Raw genomic sequence first — 23,807 nt, forward strand, 5'->3', positions numbered from 1 at the left:
CAAGCGCCGGACAGACCGCAAGCGAATCTGTGGGAGCGAATTCATTCGCGAAGAGGCCATTACAGTCGACACCTCTTCATCGTCTGAAACACCGCTTTCGCGAATGAATTCGCTCCCACAGAGCTCCGATGATTCAGTAGGTCTTGCGCTGTTTCATAAAAACATCCTGCGCCGTGTTCTGTGCCTCCTCGCCCTGCTCACCCTGACACCCCTGGCCCATGCTTTCGACCTGCCACAGCTAAGCGAGCAACTGGCCAAACCCGTGGTCGTGCGCGGGAACTTCATTCAGGAGAAACATCTGAGAGCCTTGCCGCACCCCTTGGTCAGCAAGGGCCGGTTTGTCCTGGCCAAGGAGTTCGGCTTGCTCTGGCTACTCGACACCCCACTCAAGCAGGACTACCGCATCGTTGCGACAGGCATCTCACGTCGTGACGGGCAGAGCTGGCAACTGCTGCCGAACAAAAGCGCCGGGGCCGAACAGAACCGTCTGTTCCTGGCCGTACTGCAAGGCGACAGCAGCGGCCTGCAACGGGATTTCGACCTGCAACTCAAGGGCGATGCCCAGGCCTGGCAACTGACCCTGACGCCGCGCTCGCTGCTGCTGCAACAGGTGTTCAAGCAGATCAATATCGATGGCGGTGCCTTGGTGCAACGCATCGAGCTGCTGGAAACCCAGGGCGACAGCACCGTGCTGAAGATGCTCGACAGCCAGAGCGTCCCGGCGCTGAGCGATGCGGAGCGTAATGACTTTGCCAAGTGAACGCCTGCTGCCGCGCCTGTTTCTGATCATCCTGCTGGCGGTGCTTGCCGTCGCAGGCTGGCAATGGCGCGGGGCTGCGCCGCTGTCAGCCAATCTCATGGAACTGGTGCCGGGCACCGCCCCGGATGCTCTGGAACTGCTCGCGGAAAAACGCATGCAGGAACCGCTGAACCGGGAAATGCTGGTGCTGGTCGGCCACGCTGACCGCGAACAGGCGATCAAGCTGGCGCAAACCCTGGCCGGACAATGGCAGGCCAGCGGGTTGTTCGAGAAGGTCCAGTGGAGTTTGCAGGCCGACTTGCCCGCACTGCGCACGCAACTGCTGCAAGGGCGTCTGGCGATGTTGCCCGCAGCCGAGCGCACGCAATTGATCGAACAGCCGCAAGCCTTTATCCAGCAACGCGTGCAAAACCTCTTCGATCCCTTTGGCGGCTTTAGCCTGGTGCCGAGCCAGGATGACTGGCTGGGCCTGACCGGACGTATTCAAAACGGCATGCCCAAGCACGGTTCGGTACAACCGGATATCGGCAGCGGCGCGTTGATCGCCAGCAGCGATGGCATCAGTTGGGTGCTGCTGCGCGCCCGGACTCAAGGCGATGCCTTCGATATGCATCTGCCGCTGCGAGTTGCAGACCTGGTAGACAGCGCTCGCCAACAGGTCACCCAGGATCACGGCCAAATGCTCGCCGCCAGCGGCCTGCTGTATGCCGCCGACGGCCAACGCCAGGCCACCCGGGAAATCACCTGGGTCGGTGGCGGCGCCACTGCGGGCATTCTGCTTTTGCTGCTGCTGGCCTTTCGTCGCTGGCGCGTATTACTGGCCTTCGTCCCGGTGCTGGTGGGCATGTTGTTCGGTGCCGTGGCCTGCGTCGCCCTGTTCGGCCATATGCATGTGATGACGTTGGTGCTGGGCTCCAGCCTGATCGGTGTGGCCGTGGATTACCCGCTGCACTATCTGTCCAAGAGCTGGACCCTCAAGCCGTGGAAAAGCTGGCCCGCCTTGCGCGTGACCCTGCCCGGCCTGAGCCTTAGCCTGGCGACCAGTTGCATCGGCTACCTGGCCCTGGCCTGGACGCCCTTTCCGGCGCTCACACAAATCGCGGTGTTTTCCGCTGCCGGTCTGGTCGGCGCCTACCTGACCGCCGTCTGCCTGTTGCCTGCGCTGTTCAACAACGTCGAACTGCGCCCGGCGGACTGGCCGCTGCGTTTCAGTCAGCAGATGCTGGCCTGTCGCGAAGCTCTGTTGCGACACGTCGGCACGCCCTGGCTGCTGGCGCTGCTGGTGCTGTTCTGCGTCGGTGGCCTGTGGCACCTGACGACCCGCAACGATATTCGCCAATGGATTTCCGCGCCGCCGCAACTGACCCAGCAAGCGCAAAGCATTGCGCGCATCACCGGTTTCCAGCCGACCAGCCAGTTTTTCCTGGTGCGGGGCAAGGACCAGCAACAGTTGCTGGAACGAGAAGCCGCGCTGGGCCAACGTCTTGACCAACTGGTGGACCTGGACAAGCTGCAAGGCTATCTGTCCCTCAACCAGATCGTGGCCTCGCCTGCTGAGCAACAGGCTACGCGTCTGGCCCTCAAACGGCTGCCGGAGTTCTGGCAGCCGCTATTGGATCTGGGCGTGCCTGCCGATGCCTTGCAGGCCGAACTGGACAAGCTCCAGGCGCTGCCTCCCGCCGATATCGACAGCGTTCTGGCCGGGCCGCTGGGTGAACCCTGGCGCACGCTGTGGCTGGGCGCGACTGATGAGGGTGTCGCCGCAATGGTCAGCCTGCAAGGGCTCAATGATGCAGCCCTGATGCGCAATCAGGCCGAGGGACTTGAAGGCGTGGTGCTGGTTGATCGGCTCGGCGAGCTGAACAGCGTGTTCGCCAAGACCCAGGTCAGCGCCGCCGAACTCAAGTTGCTGTCCTGCGTATTGATCGTCCTGCTGCTGATCGCGCCATTTGGCTTCGGTGGCGCCCTGCGCATCGTCGCGCTGCCGTTGCTGGCGGCTCTGTGCAGCCTGGCCAGTCTTGGCTGGATGGGCCAGCCGTTGACCCTGTTCAGCCTGTTCGGCCTGCTATTGGTGACAGCAATCAGCGTCGATTACGCGATCCTCATGCGCGAGCAAGTGGGCGGCGCTGCCGTCAGCCTGTTGGGCACCTTGCTGGCAGCCCTGACCACCTGGCTGTCATTCGGCCTGCTGGCGGTGTCCAATACCCCGGCCATCAGCAACTTCGGCTTGTCGGTGAGCCTGGGCCTGGCATTCAGCTTCATGCTCGCCCCCTGGGCCGCGCACAAGCCGCTGGCCCACACCGCTGAGGCGTTGCCATGATGATCCTGCTGTTCTGGCTGATGACAATGCTGCTGTTCGCCCTGGCTACACGCCTGGGCCGGCGGCTGGGGTTGATTCCCATCGTCAGCCAGCTACTGCTGGCGAGTCTGGGCCTGCCTTTGTTGATGCTGTTGTGGGTCGAGCCGCACTGGCAGCTCAGTGGCGCGCAACTGATCAGCCCGACCTGGCTGAAAACCCTGTACGGCCTGAGTTTTGCCATCGTGCTGGGGCACATTCTCAGCGACGTGATCGACCTGCAACTGGACAGCCAGAGCCTGAAAATCGCCCTGCCCAGTTTCATTGTGCCCTTCCTCGCCGGACTGGCCTGTGCCCAATGGCTGCTGGCGCAACAGTCCTGGCTCAGTTCACTGGCCATCGGTCTGGTTTTCGCCATCACTGCCATTCCGGTGCTGTACCTGTATCTGCGCCATATCGACTATCCGCCCAGCGCCATCAAGCGTCTGGTGCAGACTGCAATCCTTATCGACCTGGCCTGCTGGAGCCTGTTCGGCCTGGCCCAGGGCAGCCTGCACTTGAGCAGCCTGTTGCTGCCGCTGCTCGGCGCCTGCGTGCCCCTGCTGCTGCGCGCCTTGCAATTGCGCCAGCCGAAGCTCTATAGCGTGATCTTTTTCGCCTTGCTGGTAGTGGCCGAGCATTACCGGCTCAATGCGCTGATCTTCGGCATCGGCTACCTGCTGTGCATGGCTGGCCTGAAACAGCCGTGGGTCGCGCCGATCAATCCGCTATGGCTGCAACGCCTGCAGAACCTGCTGGCAATCCCGCTGATCCTGACCTTCGGCATCATCCAGATCGACCTGCACAGCGCCATGGCCGAGCTGGGCTGGCTGCAACTGGTCGTGCTGATCCTGCTGCCCATCGCCAGTAAAATGCTCGGCAACTGGCTGGGCCTGCGCTGGGCCACGCCATCGTTCGTCGGGGCCAGCCGCTGGCGCGAAAGCCTGCTGCTGAATATTCGTGGCTTGAGTGAAATCGTCTTCCTCAATCTGCTGCTGCAACAACAGCTGATCAGCCCGGCGCTGTACTTCGCGCTGATGCTGATGAGCCTGACCGCCACTCTGCTGCCCGCACTGGCCGGCATGGGGCGGGCGCCGTCTTCCGTCATTTCAATCGAACAGGTAGGGAAATCTTGTGCCCGTAACTGACAGACAAAACACGGATAGAGAAAGCCGTCCGGTCGTCGTGATCGGCGCAGGCCCGGCCGGGGCCATCGCTGCTGCCCTGCTCAAACGCAAGGGTCACGATGTGTTGATCATCGAACGCCAGCAGTTTCCGCGCTTTTCCATCGGTGAAAGCCTGCTGTCCCACTGCCTGGATTTCGTCGAAGAAGCGGGCATGCTCGATGCGGTCAACGCCGCCGGTTTCCAGAAGAAAAATGGCGCCGCCTTTGCCTGGAAGCATCACTACAGCGCGTTCGATTTCGGCGACACCTTCAGCCACGGCAAGCCCACTACCTTTCAGGTGCAGCGTGGCGAGTTCGACAAGCTGCTGGCCGACCAGGCCGAGTTGCAGGGCGTGGAAATCCGCTATCAGCAAGAGATCATTGCCGCCGACTTCAGCGCCAGCCAACCCGTGCTGAGCGTACGACGTCTGGATGGCAGCGAGTACAACGTCGAGGCGCAATTCGTCCTCGATGCCAGCGGCTATGGCCGAGTGCTGCCGCGTTTGCTGGATCTGGAAGCGCCGTCGAATTTCCCGGTGCGTCAGGCGGTATTCACCCACATCGAAGACCGCATCGACAGCAGCCGCTTCGACCGCGAAAAAATTCTCGTCAGCATCCACCCCGAGCACCGCGATGTGTGGTTCTGGTCGATCCCGTTCAGCAATGGCCGCTGCTCTTTGGGCGTGGTGGCCGCTGCCGAACGCTTCAAGGACAAGCCAGCCGATCTGGACGCCTGCCTGCGCCAGTTCGTCGCTGAAACACCGCACCTCAACAGCCTGCTGGAAAACGCCGTATGGGATACCCCGGCGCGGACCATCGGTGGCTACTCGGCCAACGTCAAAACCCTGCATGGCCCAGGCTTTGCCTTGTTGGGCAACGCTGCGGAGTTTCTCGACCCGGTGTTCTCCTCAGGCGTGACCATCGCCATGCGCTCGGCGAGCATGGCCGCCGGCCTGTTGCATCGTCAGTTGCAGGGCGAGGCCGTGGACTGGCAAAGCGAATTCGCCGTGCCCCTCAAGCGTGGTGTCGATACCTTCCGCGCCTATGTCGAAGGCTGGTACGACGGCAGCTTCCAGGATGTGATTTTCTACCCCGACAGCACCCACGATATTCGCCGCATGATCAGTTCGATCCTCGCCGGTTACGCCTGGGATGAACGCAACCCCTTCGTCAGCGAATCCAAGCGCCGCCTGCGCATGCTCGCTGAGCACTGCGCCGGGGGTGCGGCATGAGCGGCCCGTTCCTGAGCGACAGCTACGTCGAAGAAACCCGCTTCGGCCTGTGGTTCCTGCGCAGCCACACCTGGCAGCATCATGTGCTGCGGGTCGCGATCAACGATCTGCGCAACCTGTTCGACAGCGAATTGCCCAGCGCTCCGGTGTTGCTGGATGCCGGTTGCGGCCAGGGCAAGTCGTTCCGCCGCCTGCGTGAAGTGTTCGCACCATCACGCCTGCTGGGCGTGGACGCCGACCCGGACAGCCTGACCATGAGTCGCGCCGAAGCCCGCGCTCAGGGTATCGATATCGAATTGATCGGCAGCGACTGCGCCGCCCTGCAATTGCCAGACGCCAGTGTTGATCTGCTGTTCTGCCACCAGACCTTCCATCATCTGGTGGAACAGGAACAGGCCCTGGCCGAGTTCTATCGCGTGCTCAAGCCGGGCGGTTATCTGCTGTTCGCCGAATCCACCGAGGCCTATATCGATACCTGGGTGATTCGCTGGTTTTTCCGCCATCCGATGCATGTGCAGAAAAGCGCCGAGCAATATTTGCAGATGATCCGCGACCAAGGCTTTGCCTTCGGCCCGCAGAACGTTTCCTACCCCTATTTGTGGTGGAGCCGGGCCAAGGACTTCGGTCTGCTGGAGCGCCTGAAACTGCGTAAACCCAAACCGTTCGGCCAGCGCGAAGAGACACTGGTCAATGTGGTGGCGCGCAAGCCTCTCGAAGGGGCCGCTCCATGATTCGCGCCTTATTGCTGTGCTGCATCCTGCTGCTGAGTGCCTGTACAACCAGTCAGGCGCCGCTGCCGACGATCCTGCCGCACCTGCAGACGCCGCTGCAATTGCACATCCAGCGTCATCAGGGCGAGCAGCGCCAGGACTGGCTGCTGATCATTCAGCAGGAACCCCAAGGCCTGCGCTGGTCGATGATGGACCCGCTGGGTATTCCCCAGGCGCGACTGTTGCTGATCAATGGCCAATGGCAAGCGGACGGCCTGCTGCCGCCCAACCCTGAAGCCCGAGAATTGTTCGCTGCGCTGCTGTTTGCCCTGACACCCGACACCGAGCTGCGCAATAACTATCCCGAGGCGCAGCGCCAGGGCACCCATCGTCATTTAGAGGAGCGCTGGACAGTCGAATACCACAGCGCCAATGTCTTCGACCTCGACGTTACCCCCGACAAAGACAGCCCGGCATTGAGTTATGGTGTCAGCCCGCTGAATAACGAGACCGCCCCATGACCGCCTATCTCAATGCCGTGGGCCTGATTTGCGCCTTGGGTGAAGGCCGCGCCGAGGTCGCACGCAAGCTGTTCGCCGCCGACGATTCGGGCATGTGCGCGGCCAGCGGCTGGGTGCCGGAGCGCAGCCTGCCGGTAGGCGCCGTGCAGGCCGAGTTGCCGCCGTTGCCAGCCGATATGGCCGCCCATCAGAGTCGCAACAATCAACTGTTGCTGGCAGCGGCACAACAGATCGACGGTGATATCGAGCAGGCGATCCAGCGTTATGGCCGCGACCGTATCGGCGTGATCCTCGGCACCAGCACGTCGGGTATCGACGAGGCCGGCCGTGGTATTGCCATCTGGCTGCGCGAACAAGCGTTTCCCGCTGACTACCAGTACCCGCAGCAAGTGCTCAGCGCGCCGGCCAACTTCCTCGCCGACTGGCTGCAACTGAGCGGCCCTGCCTATGTGATCTCCACCGCTTGCACCTCCAGCGCCCGCGCCCTGCTCAGCGCCCGCAGGGCCTTGGATATGGGCCTGTGTGACGCGGTGTTGTGTGGCGGCGTGGATACCCTGTGCAAACTCACGCTGAACGGCTTTTGTTCCCTGGAAGCCGTATCCGCGCAGCGCTGCAATCCGTTCTCGCAGAACCGCGACGGCATCAATATCGGCGAAGCTGCCGTGCTGTTCCTGATGACCCGCGAGCCAAGCGCCGAACATTCGATTGCCCTGCTCGGTGCCGGTGCCAGTTGCGACGCGCACCATATCTCCGCGCCCGAGCCCAACGGCCGTGGCGCGCAACAGGCCATGCAACAGGCCCTGGATAACGCAGGCATAAAGCCCGAGCAGATCGGCTACCTGAACCTGCACGGCACCGCGACCAGCCATAACGATGCCATGGAAAGTCTGGCCGTGAACGCCATCTTCCCCGACGGCGTGCCCTGCTCGTCGACCAAACCCCTCACCGGCCACACCTTGGGCGCAGCCGGTGCACTGGAAGCGGCGTTCTGCTGGCTGAGCCTGGCGGCAGATAACACCGCACAGGTGCTGCCGCCGCATCTCTGGGACGGCCAGCCCGACCCTGCGCTGCCCGCCCTGAATTGGGCCACTGCGGATACCCGGCTTGCACCGGCCTCTTCCCGCTACCTGATGAGCAATTCGTTTGCCTTCGGGGGCAATAACATCAGCCTGATTATCGGAGACGCCCCATGATCGACTGGCCGCTCGCCGAACTGCTGCCCCATGCCGGCGACATGATCCTGATCGATGAGGTCGTGGCGTTCGATGAAGAACAGATCTATACCCGCCTGACCGTCACCCCCGGTGGCCTGTTCAACCTGGCCGACGGCGCCATGCCCGCGTGGGTCGGGGTCGAACTCATGGCCCAAAGCGTCGCCGCCTATGCTGGTTGCCAGGCCCGTACCAAGGGTGAGCCGGTGGAGCTGGGCTTTCTGCTCGGCAGCCGCAAGTTCGAATGCAACGTCGAGCAGTTTCCTGCCGGCAGCCTTTTGCAGATCCACGCCCTGCGCTCCCTGCAGGACGACAACGGCATGGGCGTGTTCGAATGCCGCCTCACGGGGCCGGGCATCGAAGCCTTTGCCCGCCTCAACGTTTATCGTCCACCCCATGCCGCCGAATACCTCAACGAAGGAGCCCGCACATGACTGACTCGATACTGGTCACCGGCTCCAGCCGTGGCATAGGCCGCGCCATCGCCCTGCGCCTGGCCAAGGCAGGTTTTGACCTGATTCTGCATTGCCGTAGTGGCCGCAGCGAAGCCGAAGCCGTGCAGGCCGAAGTCATCGCCCTCGGCCGTCAGGCGCGCATTCTGCAATTCGACGTCGCCGACCGTGAGGCCTGCAAAAGCATTCTCGAACAGGACGTGGAAACTTACGGCGCCTACTATGGCGTGGTACTCAACGCCGGTTTGACCCGCGACGGCGCCTTCCCGGCCCTGAGCGACGATGACTGGGACGTAGTGCTCAGAACCAACCTCGACGGCTTCTACAACGTCCTGCATCCGGTGATGATGCCGATGATTCGCCGTCGCGCAGCCGGGCGCATCGTCTGCATCACTTCGGTCTCGGGGCTGATCGGCAACCGCGGCCAGGTCAATTACAGCGCTTCCAAGGCCGGTGTGATCGGCGCCGCCAAGGCTCTGGCCATCGAACTGGGCAAGCGCAAGATCACCGTCAACTGCGTGGCACCGGGGCTGATCGATACCGCCATGCTCGACGAAAACGTACCGGTAGACGAACTGATGAAAATGATCCCCGCACAGCGCATGGGCACACCGGAAGAAGTCGCCGGGGCGGTGAATTTCCTCATGTCCGCAGAAGCGGCCTATATCACCCGCCAGGTCCTGGCCGTCAACGGAGGCCTGTGCTGATGAAACGTGTGGTCGTCACCGGCATGGCCGGTATCACTTCCCTGGGCAGCGACTGGGCCAGTATCGAAGCCAACTTCAACGCCAACCGCAGCGGTATCCGCCGCATGGACGAGTGGGACCGCTTCACTGAGCTGAACACCCGCCTGGCCGGTCCCATCGATGATTACGCCGTGCCCGCGCACTGGACGCGCAAGCAACTGCGCAGCATGGGCCGGGTATCGCGGTTCGCGGTGGGCGCATCGGAAATGGCGCTGATCGACGCCGGCCTGCTCAACGACCCGATCATCCGCGACGGCCGCATGGGCACCGCCTGCGGTTCGTCCACCGGCAGCACTGACGAGATCAAGGCCTTCGGCAATATGCTGCTCAATTCGGTAGCGGTGGGCCTCAACGCCAACTCCTATGTGCGCATGATGCCCCACACCACGGCGGCCAATATCAGCATCTTCTTCGGCCTGACCGGGCGCCTGATTCCCACGTCCAGCGCCTGCACCAGTGGTAGCCAGGGCATCGGCTACGCCTACGAGTCGATCAAGTTCGGCCGCCTGCCGTTGATGCTCGCAGGTGGCGCGGAAGAGCTGTGCCCGACCGAAGCCATGGTGTTCGATGCGCTGTACGCCACCAGCCTGAAGAACGACGCTCCCCAGACCAGCCCGCGCCCCTATGACAGCGGCCGCGATGGCCTGGTGATCGGCGAAGGCGGCGGCATGCTGGTCCTGGAAGAACTGGAGCACGCCCTGGCCCGCGGCGCGCATATCCATGCCGAGCTGGTCGGTTTCGGCAGCAACGCCGACGGCGCCCACAGCACCCGCCCGGAACAGGTGACCATGCGTCGCGCCATGGAGTTGGCCCTGGAAGATGCCAACCTGCCGCCGCAAGCCATCGGCTACGTGAACGGCCACGGCACTGCCACGGAACAGGGCGATATCGCCGAAACCCTGGCCACCAGCAGCCTGTTCGGCCCGCGCATGCCAATCAGCTCGCAGAAGAGTTTCCTCGGCCACACCCTCGGCGCCTGCGGTGCCCTGGAGGCATGGTTCTGCATCGAAATGCTCAATCGCGACCGCTACATCCACACCCTCAATCTGGATCATGTCGATCCGCAATGTGGCGAGCTGGACTACCTGCGCGGCGAGCCGCGGCAGATGAGTCACGAATACGTGATGAACAACAACTTCGCGTTCGGCGGTGTCAATACATCGCTGATCTTCCGACGCTGGTCCTGAGCCGTTATTCAACAAGGAGAGACACTATGAAATTGAAATCCTGGATCGCTGCTGCGGCCATCACCCTGTCTGCACTGCCTGCGATCAGTCAGGCCCGCGACACGACGCACTACCTGCCATTCGACGCCGTCATCGCGCAAATGACCCAAGAGGGCAAAATCGACGGCAGCGTGAAGTTCTACCTGGCGGGCGTACAGCCCAAAGGCAAAGTCACCGTCATCACTCCCGGCGCCGTGACCAACAAGAAAACCAACGCCTTTAACAAGACCGACCCTGAAGCCTGCAACTGGGTCGTGCAATCGGCCATCCTGCAACTGCAGGAAGCGGCGAAGAAAGTGAACGCCAACGCCGTGACCAATATCGTCAGTTTCTACAAATCAGTAGAACGCAAAGACCCGTCGACCTATGAGTGCCATGCGGGCGCGATCATGGCGGGCGTGGCGTTGAAGGGTGATCTGAGCAAGGTCAACTGATCGACCAGCCTCACCCTGTGGGACCGGCTTCAGCCGGGAAGACGCTGTGACAGACGACAGAAATGTGTCGATCATACCCAAGTCTTCCCGGCTAAAGCCGGTCCCACAAAAGCCCCCCTAACTCAGCGCCTTCGCTCGGAATATCCTCTATTTAACAATTGCTGGGACCGCAGAACAGAGACGCACCCCGCTAGACAGCGGTTCGAACTCCTTACATTTATCACTGTTCATAATCACGTCCATCCAGTCTTGGAAGAACGAAATGCGTGTGAACTGTCCGGAGTCAATCAATCCGCGGCTCACCAGCCCCAAGCCGACAAACTCACCATTTTTCCTGTACAGCAACGGCCCACCAGAGTCTCCCCCCCGGGCGATATCAGGCCCACAGACATTAAGCGCCGGATCGAAGTTGGTATCAGGAAATCCTTCAGGAACATCAATGCATTGTCGGTCTTCAGGAATCTTGCCCTTGGCATGAAGAAGTTGATCAGGCCGCCCTCCAGACTCTATATTTCCGAAGCCTGCCAGAATTACCGAATCTCCAACCTGCTCCTTTACCTCTTTATCAAGTTTTAAAAAACGGTCACTTTTGGCAGCTTTTTCTAACTTCAATAAAGCAATATCGTATTGACCGCTGCTAAAGACATCCTTCGCTTTGGCTGAATAGAGCTGCCATCCTTTATAGTCTTTCGGAATATAAACTTCAGCGATTGCAATTTTTTCCAGGCTGATCACCTCTGGATCATATTGCTCCATACCGATTTGAACAAATTGGGGTAACTGGCCGCGAATACAATGAGCCACCGTCAACACCCACTGCGAAGCGATAAGCGCGCCGCCGCAAATATGCCGGCCGTCCTCTTGCGTTATCGTGCTGAAAAACGGATACGCCCCTTTCGGCGCTAGCTCCCCGCCAACAATCCGCTCTTCTGCACCCGCTGTTAATACGAAGCTAAAAATACCCAGCCCCAGAATATATCTGTTCATGGTTATCTCCTTAATTGCGCTCTCGCCTATTGCCAGGTGCGAGTTGAGCAGTAAAGGTAACGCTCAAAAAAACTTGCCGATACTGTCAGAAATGATAGGTACGCAGATGAATATCACCCCGCCTGCTGGGTAACCAACTCAACAAATGCCCTGGCCCTGGGCGATTGCTGATCCTTGCGCTGTACCAGCCACACCGCGCTGGTGGCGTCTGGGTCAAGCAAGGTGCGGTAGACCACACCGTCGATGCGCATGCGTTGATAGGACGCGGGCAATACCGTCACCCCCAGACCTGCGGCGACCAGGCCGATCAGGGTCATGGCTTCGACTGCTTCCTGAGCGAACAACGGCGTGAAACCGGCCTGGCGGGCAAGGTCAAGCAATTGCCCGCGCAGCCCACTGCCATAGGAGCGCGGGAAGAAGACGAAAGGCTCGGTCGCCAATGCCTCCAGATACAGCCCTTCGTCCCCGTTTTTTGCCAAGGGGTGGTCGGTGCGTAATACCGCCACCAATGACTCGCGAAACAGCTCCACCGCTACCAGAGTGTCCGGCAACGGCAGCGGGCGCATGATGCCGACCTGCATCGACTGATCTTCCAGTCCCTCGGCCACTTCGCGACTGCTCATTTCCTGCAGCGCCAGATGTACGTCCGGGAAGCGCTGGCGGAAGGCAAAGATAGCCTGGGGAATGCGCGAGGTGAAAGGCGCCGACGCGGTGAAGCCGATCTTCAGCTCGCCGATTTCACCCAGTTGCGCCCGTCGCGCCACATCCGCCGCCTTCTCGACTTGCGCCAATACCAGGCGCGCCTCGACGAGAAACAACCGCCCCGCCTCGCTGAGCTCGACCCGACGGTTGGTGCGTTCGAACAGCCGTGCGCCCAGTTCCTGTTCCAATGCCTGGATTTGCTGGCTCAATGGCGGCTGGGAGATGCCCAGCAGTTGCGCGGCACGGCCGAAATGCAGCTCTTCGGCGACAGCGATGAAGTAACGCAGGTGACGGAGTTCCATGGGCCTTCCTTGAATGCGCTGTTATCAAACATGACATAACTCACTAAAAAGCGGTTTTTTGTGGGACCGGCTTTAGCCGGGAAGACAATGGGACACACGATAGAAATGTATCGACCTTGCTGGCGCATTCCCGGCTAAAGCCGGTCCCACGTTAGTTTTGTATTTGCCGCATGACTTCGCGGGGTCAAGGGCACTGCCAATACCAGCAAACCAATAATTGAGTCGTTAAACCTATCAAACAGGTCGAATAATATATTGGAATGAATCATTAGCCAGCTATATTCTTTACTCATTGCCGCCCCCGACCACTTCGAGGTCCACCGTGAGAACTGCTGTTGCCCCCACCCTGCCTGCTGAAGAGACCGTCCGGATCGAGTCAGCAATTCCGTTGGGCGATACCTATATCGAGAAAGACACCCCTGCTTTCATGCGCACGGTACTGGCGCTGTTTTCCGGCGGCTTTGCCACCTTCGCCCTGCTCTACTGCGTGCAACCGATGATGCCGGTGCTGTCTCGTGAGTTCTCGATCAACGCGGCGCAAAGCAGCCTGATCCTCTCTGTTTCCACCGCCATGATGGCCTTGGGTCTGTTGATCACCGGGCCGATTTCCGACCGGCTGGGGCGCAAGTCGGTGATGGTCTTTTCGTTGTTTTCCGCCGCACTGTTCACCATTGCCAGCGCCTTTATGCCGACCTGGGAGGGCGTGTTGATCACACGGGCGTTGATCGGGTTGTCCCTCAGCGGCCTGGCCGCAGTGGGTATGACTTACCTCAGCGAGGAGATTCATCCGCAACATATCGGCCTGGCCATGGGCCTGTACATTGGCGGCAACGCCATTGGCGGCATGAGCGGACGGCTGATTACCGGGGTGCTCAGCGATTACGTCAGCTGGCATGTGGCACTGGCGGTCATGGGCCTGATTGCCCTCGTCGCAGCCGGGGTGTTCTGGAAGATGCTGCCCGAGTCGCGCAACTTTCGCGCCCGCTCCCTGCATCCACGCAGCCTGCTCGATGGTTTTGTCGTGCAGTTTCGCGATGCCGGTCTGCCGCTGCTGTTCCTGATCGGTTTCCTGCTGATGGGTTCGTTCGTGACCCTGTTCAATTACATTGGTTATCGCCTGCTGGCCGATCCCTACAACCTGAGCCAGGCAGTGGTCGGCCTGTTCTCCATCGTCTACCTGTCGGGCATCTACAGCTCGGCAAAAGCCGGTGCCCTTGCTGATCGGCTGGGCCGACGCAAGGTGCTATGGGCGTTGATCGTGATGATGTTGATCGGCGTCGCCCTGAGCGTGTTCACGCCGCTGGCCGTGGTGATCATTGGGGTACTGATCTTCACCTTCGGTTTCTTCGGCGCTCACTCGGTGGCCAGCAGCTGGATCGGCCGCCGCGCGGTCAAGGCCAAGGGGCAGGCGTCGTCGCTGTATCTGTTCAGCTACTACGTGGGCTCAAGCGTGGCGGGTACGGGCGGCGGGGTGTTCTGGCACTACGCGGGCTGGCATGGCATCGGCGTGTTTATCGGTGCATTGCTGGTGGTGGCGTTGGTGGTGGCGCTGCGTCTGGCGAAGCTGCCGCCATTGGCGACGAATGGAACGATTTAACGGTGGGACCGGCTTTAGCCGGGAAAGGGCCAGCAAATACTATAGAGATATATCAACGGCACCGGCCCCTTCCCGGCTAAAGCCGGTCCCACAAAAACCGGCCTCAGGAAATATCGCCTTACTGGTGATACTGCGCCGACAACTCATGCACCGCTTCGATAAAGACGCCCGCATTGGCCGGGTCGACTTCCGGGGTGATGCCGTGGCCGAGGTTGAAGATGTGGCCGGTGCCGCTGCCGTAGCTGGCGAGGATGCGCGCGACTTCCTGGCGGATAGCGGTCGGGTTGGCGTAGAGCACCGTCGGGTCCATGTTGCCTTGCAGCGAGACCTTCGCACCCACGCGCTGACGGGCCTGGCCGATGTCGCAGGTCCAGTCCAGGCCCAGGGCGTCGGCACCGGCATCGGCAATGCTCTCCAGCCACAGACCGCCGCCTTTGGTGAACAGGATGACCGGTACTTTGCGGCCGTCATGCTCGCGGATCAGGCCGCTGACGATCTTGCGCATGTAAGCCAGTGAAAATTCCTGATAGGCCGCCGACGACAGGCTGCCGCCCCAGCTATCGAAAATCTGCACCGCTTGCGCACCGGCAAGAATCTGGCCGTTGAGGTAAGCGGTGACCGACTGCGCCAGCTTGTCGAGCAGCAGGTGCATGGCTTGCGGATTGTCGTAGAGCATGGCCTTGGACTTGCGGAAGTCTTTCGACGAGCCGCCTTCGACCATATAGGTAGCCAGTGTCCACGGGCTGCCAGCGAAGCCGATCAATGGCACGCGGCCATTGAGTTCGCGGCGAATGGTGCTGACTGCGTCCATGACGTAGCCCAGGTCCTTTTGCGGATCAGGGATCGGCAGGGCCTCGATGTCGGCCATGGTGGTGACGGTTTTCTTGAAGCGCGGACCTTCGCCGGTCTCGAAATACAGCCCCAGACCCATGGCGTCAGGCACGGTGAGAATGTCGGAAAACAGGATGGCGGCGTCCAGCGGGTAACGATCCAGCGGCTGCAACGTAACTTCGCAGGCGAACTCCGGGTTCTTGCACAGGCTCATGAAGTCGCCGGCCTGGGCACGGCTGGCGCGGTATTCCGGCAGGTAACGACCGGCCTGGCGCATCATCCATACCGGCGTGACGTCAACGGGCTGCTTGAGCAGGGCGCGAAGGAAACGGTCGTTCTTCAGGGCAGTCATGTCGGCATCCGGAAAAAAAGTGCGGGCATTTTCTCAGAGCGCGACGCAAAAGGCACGGTAAGTACCGTGCCTTTTATCTATGGAGTCAATTTGTCGCGGAGGATGCCAACTCTGTGGGACCGGCTTTAGCCGGGAAGACGGCATTTCTGACACAGCAGATGCATCGGATTCACCGACCTCTTCCCGGCTAAAGCCGGTCCCACAAGAGCCAGCCCCACAGGGTGTCGTTAGACGCCCAGATAGTCGAGGATCCCTTCAGCCGCATTACGGCCTTCGAAGATCGCGGTCACTACCAGGTCAGAACCGCGAACCATATCGCCACCGGCGAAGATTTTCGGGTTGCTGGTCTGGTGCTTGAACTGCGATTGCTCTGGGGCGATCACGCGGCCCTGGCTGTCGGTTTCGATGCTGTACTGCTCGAACCATGGCGCCGGGCTTGGACGGAAACCGAAAGCGATGACCACGGCGTCGGCCGGGATGATCTCTTCGGAACCGGGGATCGGCTCAGGGCTGCGACGGCCACGGGCATCGGGCTCGCCCAGGCGAGTCTCGACTACCTTGACGCCTTCGACCTTGCCGTCACCGACAATGGCGATAGGCTGGCGGTTGTAGAGGAATTTCACCCCTTCTTCCTTGGCGTTCTTCACTTCCTTGCGCGAGCCCGGCATATTTTCTTCGTCGCGACGATAGGCGCAGGTCACCGACTTGGCGCCCTGGCGGATCGAGGTACGGTTGCAGTCCATCGCCGTGTCGCCGCCACCCAGGACCACGACCTTCTTGCCTTTCATGTCGACGAAATCGTCCGCCGACTTTTCGAAGCCCAGATTGCGGTTGACGTTGGCAATGAGGAAATCCAGGGCATCGTGCACGCCCGGCAATTCTTCACCGGCAAAGCCGCCTTTCATGTAGGTGTAGGTGCCCATGCCCATGAACACTGCATCGTATTCAGCGAGCAGTTGCTCGACGCTGATGTCCTTGCCGACTTCGGTATTGAGGCGGAACTCGATACCCATGCCGGTGAAGACTTCACGGCGATGGCTCAGTACGGTTTTTTCCAACTTGAACTCGGGGATGCCGAAGGTCAGCAGGCCGCCGATTTCCGGGTTCTTGTCGAACACCACCGGGGTCACGCCGCCACGTACCAGTACGTCAGCGCAGCCCAGGCCAGCAGGACCGGCACCAATAATGGCGACGCGCTTACCGGTCGGCACGACCTTGGACATGTCCGGACGCCAGCCCATGGCGAACGCGGTATCCGTGATGTACTTCTCCACCGAACCAATGGTCACTGCGCCAAAACCGTCGTTCAGGGTGCAGGCACCCTCGCACAGACGATCCTGCGGGCAGACCCGGCCGCAGACTTCCGGCAGAGTGTTGGTCTGGTGGGACAGCTCGGCGGCGGCGAGGATATTGCCCTCGGACACCAGCTTGAGCCAGTTGGGAATGAAGTTGTGCACCGGGCACTTCCATTCGCAATACGGGTTACCGCAGCCCAGGCAACGGTGGGCCTGGTCGGCGGACTGCTGGGGCTTGAACGGTTCGTAGATCTCCACGAACTCTTTCTTGCGCTGACGCAGCAGCTTTTTCTTCGGATCTTTACGTCCGACTTCGATGAACTGGAAGTCGTTACTCAGACGTTCGGCCATACTCTGGAACCTCTACACGACAGTTTCAAGCTACGAGCTATGAGCTACGAGCTTCAAGCTGCAAAAAATCAAATTCGGTTTGCAGGTGCGCGCTTCAAGCTAGCTGCTCGAAGCTCGCCACTCGCAGCTGCTTTACTGTGGGTTGGCCGTAGTGCTGGAGAGCAGCGACTTCAGGCTCGCGGCCTTCGGCTTGACCATCCAGAAGCGGCGCAGGTAGTCATCCAGGTTTTCCCAGAGATTACGCCCCCACTCGCTGTCGGTTTCCGCGACGTATTCAGCCAGCACGCCCTCCAGGTGAGTGCGATAAGCCTCCATCGCCTCGCCGCTGATCCGCTGGATTTCCACCAGTTCGTGATTTACCCGGTCAACGAAGGTGTTGTCCTGGTCGAGCACGTAGGCGAAACCACCGGTCATGCCGGAACCAAAGTTGTAGCCGGTCTTGCCCAGTACACAGACGAAACCGCCGGTCATGTATTCGCAGCAGTGGTCACCGGTGCCTTCAACAACGGTGTGAGCACCGGAGTTACGCACGGCGAAACGCTCGCCCGCAGTACCGGCAGCGAACAGCTTGCCGCCAGTGGCGCCGTACAGGCAGGTGTTACCGATGATGGCGCTGTCCTGGGTCTTGAACGGGCTGCCTTTAGGCGGAACGATGACCAGCTTGCCACCGGTCATGCCCTTGCCGACGTAGTCGTTGGCGTCGCCTTCCAGGTACATGTTCAGGCCGCCAGCGTTCCACACGCCAAAGCTCTGCCCGGCAGTACCGGTGAAGCGGAAGGTGATCGGCGCCTTGCTCATGCCCTGGTTGCCGTGCAGCTTGGCGATTTCGCCGGAGATACGGGCACCGATGGAGCGGTCGCAGTTGCAGATATCCAGGGCGTAGTCGCCACCACTCAGGCTTTCGATGGACGGCTTGGCCAGCTCGACCATCTTCTCGGCCAGCAGGCCTTTGTCGAACGGCGGGTTGCGGTCGACCAGGCTGAACTGCGGCTTGTCGGCAGGGATATGGTCACTGCCCAGCAGCGGTGTCAGGTCCAGGTGATTCTGTTTGTCGGTTTCGCCCGGCAGGATTTCCAGCAGATCGGTACGACCGATCAGCTCTTCCAGGGAGCGCACGCCCAGCTTGGCCAGCCACTCGCGGGTTTCTTCGGCCACATAGGTGAAGAAGTTGATCACCATGTCGACGGTGCCGATGTAGTGGTCCTTGCGCAGCTTGTCGTTCTGGGTCGCTACGCCGGTGGCGCAGTTGTTCAGGTGGCAGATGCGCAGGTATTTGCAACCCAGGGCGATCATCGGCGCAGTACCGAAGCCGAAGCTTTCGGCGCCGAGGATGGCTGCCTTGATCACGTCGAGGCCGGTTTTCAGGCCACCGTCGGTCTGTACCCGGACCTTGCCGCGCAGGTCGTTGCCGCGCAGGGTCTGGTGGGTTTCGGCAAGGCCCAGTTCCCACGGAGCGCCCGCGTATTTGATCGACGACAGTGGCGACGCGCCGGTGCCGCCGTCATAGCCGGAAATGGTGATCAGGTCAGCATAAGCCTTGGCCACACCGGCAGCGATGGTGCCGACGCCCGCTTCTGCCACCAGCTTCACCGATACCAGTGCGGCCGGGTTGACCTGCTTGAGGTCAAAGATCAGCTGCGACAAGTCTTCGATGGAATAGATGTCGTGGTGCGGCGGCGGCGAGATCAGGGTCACGCCCGGCACCGCATAGCGCAGCTTGGCGATCAGGCCGTTGACCTTGCCGCCAGGCAGTTGTCCACCCTCGCCCGGCTTGGCGCCCTGGGCCACCTTGATCTGCAGCACATCGGCGTTGACCAGGTATTCCGGCGTCACACCGAAACGACCGGTAGCGATCTGCTTGATCTTGGAGCTGCGGATGGTGCCGTAGCGTGCAGGATCTTCGCCGCCCTCACCGGAGTTGGAACGCGCGCCCAGACGGTTCATGGCCTCGGCCAGAGCTTCGTGGGCCTCTGGCGACAGAGCGCCAAGGGAAATACCGGCGGAGTCGAAGCGCTTGAGGATCTGCTCCAGCGGCTCGACTTCTTCCATGGCCAGCGGCTGCTCGGCGGTCTTGACCTTGAACAGGTCGCGGATCATCGAGACCGGACGCTCATCGACCAGCGCGGTGTATTCCTTGAACTTGCTGTAGTCGCCCTGTTGCACGGCGGCTTGCAGGGTCGCGACCACATCAGGGTTGTAGGCGTGGTATTCACCGCCGTAGACGAACTTGAGCAGGCCACCTTGCTGGATCGGCTTGCGCGGGCTCCAGGCTTCGGCGGCCAGGGCTTTCTGCTCGGCTTCGATATCGACGAAACGCGCGCCCTTGATACGGCTCGGCACGCCACGGAAGCTCAGGTCACAGACTTCCTCGGACAGGCCGATGGCTTCGAACAGTTGCGCACCACGGTACGAAGCGATGGTCGAGATACCCATCTTCGAGAGGATCTTGAGCAGGCCCTTGGTGATGCCTTTGCGGTAGTTCTTGAACACTTCGTAGAGATCGCCCAGCACTTCGCCGGTACGGATCAGGTCGCCCAGCACTTCGTAGGCCAGGAACGGATAGACCGCCGAGGCGCCGAAGCCGATGAGCACAGCGAAGTGATGCGGGTCGCGGGCGGTAGCGGTCTCGACCAGGATGTTACTGTCGCAACGCAGACCTTTCTCGACCAGACGGTGGTGCACGGCACCGGTCGCCAGGGAAGCATGGACCGGCAGCTTGCCCGGCGCGATATGACGGTCGCTGAGAACGATCTGGGTACGCCCGGAACGCACAGCTTCTTCAGCCTGGTCAGCGATGTTGCGCACCGCTGCTTCAAGGCCCACGCCTTGCTCGTAGTTGAGGTCGATGATCTGGCGTTCGAAACCCGGACGCTCCAGGTTCATCAGCGAGCGCCACTTGGCCGGGGAAATGACCGGCGAGCTGAGGATCACGCGGGAAGCGTGCTCAGGCGATTCCTGGAAGATGTTGCGCTCGGCACCGAGGCAGATTTCCAGCGACATGACGATCGCTTCACGCAGCGGGTCGATCGGCGGGTTGGTGACCTGAGCGAACTGCTGACGGAAATAATCGTAAGGCGAGCGCACACGACGCGACAGCACGGCCATCGGCGTGTCATCGCCCATGGAACCGACCGCTTCCTGACCTTGCTCGCCCAGCGGACGCAGGACCTGATCACGCTCTTCGAAGGTGACCTGGTACATCTTCATGTACTGCTTGAGCTGATCCGGGCTGTAGAACGCCGAACCATGGTCATGGTCGTCGATGGTGGCCTGGATGCGCAGGGCATTCTTGCGTAGCCACTGCTTGTAGGGGTGGCGCGACTTCAGGCGGTTGTCGATGGCATCGGTGTCGAGGATCTGGCCGGTTTCGGTGTCCACGGCGAAGATCTGGCCCGGGCCGACGCGGCCCTTGGCGATGACGTCTTCAGGCTTGTAGTTCCACACGCCGATTTCCGACGCCAGGGTGATATAGCCGTTGGTGGTGGTGACCCAACGCGCCGGGCGCAGACCGTTACGGTCGAGCAGGCACACCGCGTGGCGACCTTCGGTCATCACGACGCCGGCCGGGCCGTCCCACGGCTCCATGTGCATCGAGTTGTACTCATAGAACGCCCGCAGATCGGGGTCCATGGTCTCGACGTTCTGCCACGCTGGCGGAATGATCATGCGCACGCCACGGAACAGGTCGATGCCGCCGGTGACCATCAGCTCAAGCATGTTGTCCATGCTCGATGAGTCGGAACCGACGCGGTTGACCAGCGGGCCCAGCTCATCGAGTTCCATCAGATCGTTGGCGAACTTGGTGCGACGGGCCTGGGCCCAGTTGCGGTTGCCGGTGATGGTGTTGATCTCGCCGTTGTGGGCGAGGAAGCGGAACGGCTGCGCCAACGGCCATTTCGGCAGGGTGTTGGTGGAGAAGCGCTGGTGGAACACGCAGATCGCGGTTTGCAGACGCTCGTCGCTCAGGTCCGGGAAGAAGGCCGTCAGATCGGCCGGCATCATCAGACCTTTGTAGATGATGGTCTTGTGCGAAAAGCTGCAGATGTAGTGCTCGGTATCAGCGGCGTTGGACACCGACGAACGGCGACGCGCGCTGAACAGCTTGATCGCGAACTCCTGATCGCTGAGGCCTTCGCCACCGATAAACACCTGCTCGATTTTCGGCAGACGCTCCAGGGCCAGGCGGCCGAGGACGCTGGTATCGATCGGCACTTGGCGCCAGCCGACCAGATCCAGGCCTTCGGCAAGGATTTCGCGGTTCATGTTCTCGCGTGCGGCTTCAGCCTTGGCGTCGTCCTGATTGAGGAAGACCATGCCGACCGCGTACTGGCGCGGCAACTCCTTGCCGAAGTGCTCAGTGGCAACGGCACGCAGGAACATGTCGGGTTTTTGAATCAACAGACCGCAACCGTCGCCGGTCTTGCCGTCAGCGTTGATCCCACCACGGTGGGTCATGCAGGTCAGGGCTTCAATAGCCGTCTGCAACAGATGATGACTGGGCTCGCCTTGCATGTGAGCAATGAGGCCGAAACCACAGTTATCCTTGAATTCATCCGGATGGTACAGACCTGCTTTCATAGACACTTTCTCACCAGGCTGCCTCTCTGCGAGGCAAATTTCTTTTCAATTCAACCGGTTACCATCCACGCCGAACGTTCGTCGGCTTTGCGGGGGCAAATGGGAGGTCATTGTACACAGCGACACAAAAGCCCACAAATTAAACGACGAAGCGTCGCAAATTCGTGTCGCATTTATGAAAGTTTTACAGGCGGATTCCGTGCTAGTCAAAGTCCTTTTGGGTGATTCTGACTAACGCGTCCTGGATTTGGCGTGTGTCTGTAACGCAGACACCACAAGGCGCGCTACCGGAAAGCAGCGCGCTCGTGGGCAATTCAGGAGAGCTGGGTGAGCGACCTGGGTAAGGTCGCTGCGACATCAGCGAGTGGCGCCGAGTTCCTGTTGGATACTGGCGACAGTACGAGGCCAAGGTTTACCAGCCTGAACCTTGGCTGGCAAGACCTTGATGGCGGCCAGGGCGGCAGCGCGGTCGGAAAAACTACCGTAAGTCACGACATACAAGGGTTTGCCCTGCAGCGTTTTCTTGAAGTAACGGTACTCGCCGCCCTGCTCGGCCACGTAGGCCTGAGCGGTCGCTTCGGAACTGGTGCCAAGGATCTGCACCACATAGTGACCCGGTGCCTGGCTGCTGTACCAGTTACCGCCCGCTGCCGGTTTGGCTGCGGCCGCTGGCTTCTCGACTGGTTTGGGCGCTGGCTTGGCCGTGGCGACCTGCACAGGAGCTGGCGTCGGCGCAGGCGCTGGCTTGGCCGCCGGAGCAGGCGCTGGACGAGCCGCAGCGGCTGCAGCAGCTGCTGCCGCACCGGCAGGTGGCTGAATGGACGAACGCGGGCCTTGCGGCACGGCACTGGCAACAGCGCCTTGTGGCGGCGCAGTGGTGGTGACGGTCGGTGGCTGGCCTGGCGACGCGGACGGCACGCCATCATCGTCGCCATCACCCGAACCGGCCGCCTCGGCCAACGGGCCGCGCATCACGGGTTGAGAATTACCGACCAATGGCAACGGCATCGGCTGGGTATTGCCCGCGAATTCAATGGCCGGACCACCGTTATTGGACTGCTGCGCGACCGGCTTGCCCTGGCCCAGCGGCAGTTGCGCCTGAGCGGCAGGTGCTGCGGGTGCAGTGGAGTTGCTGTTGCCACCACGCCCCGGCATCAGCCACGCGGCCAGTACCCCGACCACTACCACGGCTCCTAAAGCCAATACGTGTTTCTTCGGCATCTTGAACCCCATACTTGGACGCTTGACCGCCGTACGACTGGCGATCATCGCTTCAATCATCGAATCTCGGGCCACCTGGTTGATTGCACCAGGCCAGCCATTGGAATGTTCGTGAATATCGCTGATCTGTTCGGCCGTGAACAAGCCGATCCCCTGCCCGGCACCTTCGAGGCGCTGCTCCAGGTATTCGCGGGTTTCATCCTCGGTGTAAGGCTGCAACTCGATGACATGGAAACGCTCGCCTTCGGTCTCGCCGGAGACCTTGTCGCACAGCGTTTCCAGGCGATCGATCAACGAAGCCTCACCAAACAGGAACACATGAGGACGCCCCTCGGCAGTCCCGGCCGCCAAAACCAACAGGGCTTCGAGGGCGGAATCGCCGAGTTGTTCCGCATCGTCCACCAACACGTAGACTTCCTGGCCGGTCAGGGCCAGTTGCACGACCTGGGCTTGAACGGTGCGCATGTCGGCATGGGAAGTCCCCAGTGCCTGGGCGACCTGCTGCATGACACCCGCAGCATCACTGGCGCCTCGCGCGGCAACTACCACGCTCTGCACCGATTGCTTGTTGGTACTGGCAACCAGCGCCTGGCGCAACAGCGTCTTGCCGCTGCCCTGAGGGCCGGTGACCAGCAGGAGCAGCTGGCTGTAACGTGCCAGATGATGAAGCTGCCCCAGCACCGGCTTGCGTTGCGCCGGGAAGAACTTGAAGCCAGGCACCCGTGGTGCAAAAGGGTCATGACTTAACTGGTAATGGCCGAGGAAGGCCTCGTCGGCGTGCAAACTCGTCATGGATTTA

General features: G+C 61.2%; 18 protein-coding genes. 12 read left to right on the forward strand and 6 right to left on the reverse strand.

Features of this window, described 5'->3' with window-relative positions:
• Window positions 1–103: 103 nt before the first annotated feature.
• The 11 genes from AC1Z24_RS29150 to AC1Z24_RS29200 are packed head-to-tail and all read left to right on the forward strand — an operon-like array spanning window position 104 to window position 10,792.
• Window positions 104–760 carry an outer membrane lipoprotein carrier protein LolA gene (locus tag AC1Z24_RS29150; protein ID WP_483743748.1) on the forward strand — a complete coding sequence of 219 codons (657 nt, stop codon included), beginning with the start codon at window positions 104–106 and terminating at the stop codon, window positions 758–760.
• Window positions 750–3,080, forward strand: a complete 2,331-nt coding sequence (locus AC1Z24_RS29155) for an MMPL family transporter (protein WP_483746733.1) — start codon at window positions 750–752, stop codon at window positions 3,078–3,080. Before AC1Z24_RS29150 ends, AC1Z24_RS29155 begins: the two co-directional genes overlap by 11 nt.
• Window positions 3,077–4,243, forward strand: a complete 1,167-nt coding sequence (locus tag AC1Z24_RS29160; protein ID WP_483743749.1) for a sodium:proton antiporter — start codon at window positions 3,077–3,079, stop codon at window positions 4,241–4,243. Before AC1Z24_RS29155 ends, AC1Z24_RS29160 begins: the two co-directional genes overlap by 4 nt.
• Window positions 4,230–5,492 (forward strand): NAD(P)/FAD-dependent oxidoreductase, encoded by a 1,263-nt coding sequence (locus AC1Z24_RS29165; protein ID WP_483743750.1) that lies wholly within the window; start codon window positions 4,230–4,232, stop codon window positions 5,490–5,492. Before AC1Z24_RS29160 ends, AC1Z24_RS29165 begins: the two co-directional genes overlap by 14 nt.
• Complete coding sequence (locus AC1Z24_RS29170; RefSeq protein WP_483743751.1) at window positions 5,489–6,223, forward strand: class I SAM-dependent methyltransferase; 735 nt, start codon at window positions 5,489–5,491, stop codon at window positions 6,221–6,223. The genes AC1Z24_RS29165 and AC1Z24_RS29170 overlap by 4 nt, the downstream gene beginning before the upstream one ends.
• The gene (locus AC1Z24_RS29175; RefSeq protein WP_483743752.1) at window positions 6,220–6,723 is read left to right on the forward strand and encodes a hypothetical protein; all 504 of its coding nucleotides are present in this window, start codon (window positions 6,220–6,222) and stop codon (window positions 6,721–6,723) included. The genes AC1Z24_RS29170 and AC1Z24_RS29175 overlap by 4 nt, the downstream gene beginning before the upstream one ends.
• Window positions 6,720–7,916, forward strand: a complete 1,197-nt coding sequence (locus AC1Z24_RS29180; protein ID WP_483743753.1) for a beta-ketoacyl-[acyl-carrier-protein] synthase family protein — start codon at window positions 6,720–6,722, stop codon at window positions 7,914–7,916. The genes AC1Z24_RS29175 and AC1Z24_RS29180 overlap by 4 nt, the downstream gene beginning before the upstream one ends.
• Entirely contained in the window at window positions 7,913–8,368 is a 456-nt protein-coding gene (locus AC1Z24_RS29185; RefSeq protein WP_483743754.1) for a hotdog family protein, read from the forward strand. Before AC1Z24_RS29180 ends, AC1Z24_RS29185 begins: the two co-directional genes overlap by 4 nt.
• Window positions 8,365–9,093 carry a 3-oxoacyl-ACP reductase FabG gene (fabG, locus tag AC1Z24_RS29190; RefSeq protein WP_483743755.1) on the forward strand — a complete coding sequence of 243 codons (729 nt, stop codon included), beginning with the start codon at window positions 8,365–8,367 and terminating at the stop codon, window positions 9,091–9,093. Before AC1Z24_RS29185 ends, fabG begins: the two co-directional genes overlap by 4 nt.
• Entirely contained in the window at window positions 9,093–10,319 is a 1,227-nt protein-coding gene (locus AC1Z24_RS29195; protein WP_483743756.1) for a beta-ketoacyl-ACP synthase, read from the forward strand. The genes fabG and AC1Z24_RS29195 overlap by 1 nt, the downstream gene beginning before the upstream one ends.
• Before the next feature lie 26 nt (window positions 10,320–10,345).
• Complete coding sequence (locus tag AC1Z24_RS29200; RefSeq protein ID WP_483743757.1) at window positions 10,346–10,792, forward strand: excinuclease; 447 nt, start codon at window positions 10,346–10,348, stop codon at window positions 10,790–10,792.
• A 147-nt stretch (window positions 10,793–10,939) separates the two neighbouring features.
• On the opposite strand, the gene AC1Z24_RS29205 is transcribed toward AC1Z24_RS29200, so the two are convergent.
• Together AC1Z24_RS29205 and AC1Z24_RS29210 are read right to left on the reverse strand one after the other, a co-directional pair.
• Window positions 10,940–11,779: a S1 family peptidase gene (locus AC1Z24_RS29205; RefSeq protein WP_483743758.1), complete on the reverse strand. Its 840-nt coding sequence runs from the start codon at window positions 11,777–11,779 to the stop codon at window positions 10,940–10,942.
• Between the two features lie 113 nt (window positions 11,780–11,892).
• The gene (locus AC1Z24_RS29210; RefSeq protein ID WP_483743759.1) at window positions 11,893–12,783 is read right to left on the reverse strand and encodes a LysR family transcriptional regulator; all 891 of its coding nucleotides are present in this window, start codon (window positions 12,781–12,783) and stop codon (window positions 11,893–11,895) included.
• 346 nt (window positions 12,784–13,129) lie between these two features.
• Between AC1Z24_RS29210 and AC1Z24_RS29215 the strand changes: the two genes are divergently transcribed.
• Window positions 13,130–14,380 (forward strand): MFS transporter, encoded by a 1,251-nt coding sequence (locus AC1Z24_RS29215; protein WP_483746734.1) that lies wholly within the window; start codon window positions 13,130–13,132, stop codon window positions 14,378–14,380.
• 118 nt (window positions 14,381–14,498) lie between these two features.
• On the opposite strand, the gene hemE is transcribed toward AC1Z24_RS29215, so the two are convergent.
• From hemE to AC1Z24_RS29235, 4 genes are all read right to left on the reverse strand, one after another.
• Window positions 14,499–15,563, reverse strand: coding sequence for a uroporphyrinogen decarboxylase (hemE, locus tag AC1Z24_RS29220; protein WP_483743760.1), 1,065 nt, complete (start codon window positions 15,561–15,563; stop codon window positions 14,499–14,501).
• Between the two features lie 227 nt (window positions 15,564–15,790).
• Window positions 15,791–17,209 (reverse strand): FAD-dependent oxidoreductase, encoded by a 1,419-nt coding sequence (locus tag AC1Z24_RS29225; protein WP_483743761.1) that lies wholly within the window; start codon window positions 17,207–17,209, stop codon window positions 15,791–15,793.
• A 132-nt stretch (window positions 17,210–17,341) separates the two neighbouring features.
• Window positions 17,342–21,787 (reverse strand): glutamate synthase large subunit, encoded by a 4,446-nt coding sequence (gene gltB, locus AC1Z24_RS29230; protein ID WP_483743762.1) that lies wholly within the window; start codon window positions 21,785–21,787, stop codon window positions 17,342–17,344.
• Window positions 21,788–22,144: 357 nt separating this feature from the next.
• A complete protein-coding gene (locus AC1Z24_RS29235) occupies window positions 22,145–23,800 on the reverse strand; it encodes an AAA family ATPase (protein ID WP_483743763.1) in 1,656 nt (551 codons plus the stop codon).
• Between the last annotated feature and the right edge of the window lie 7 nt (window positions 23,801–23,807).

The sequence above is a fragment of the Pseudomonas sp. JL23 genome (genome assembly GCF_056933585.1).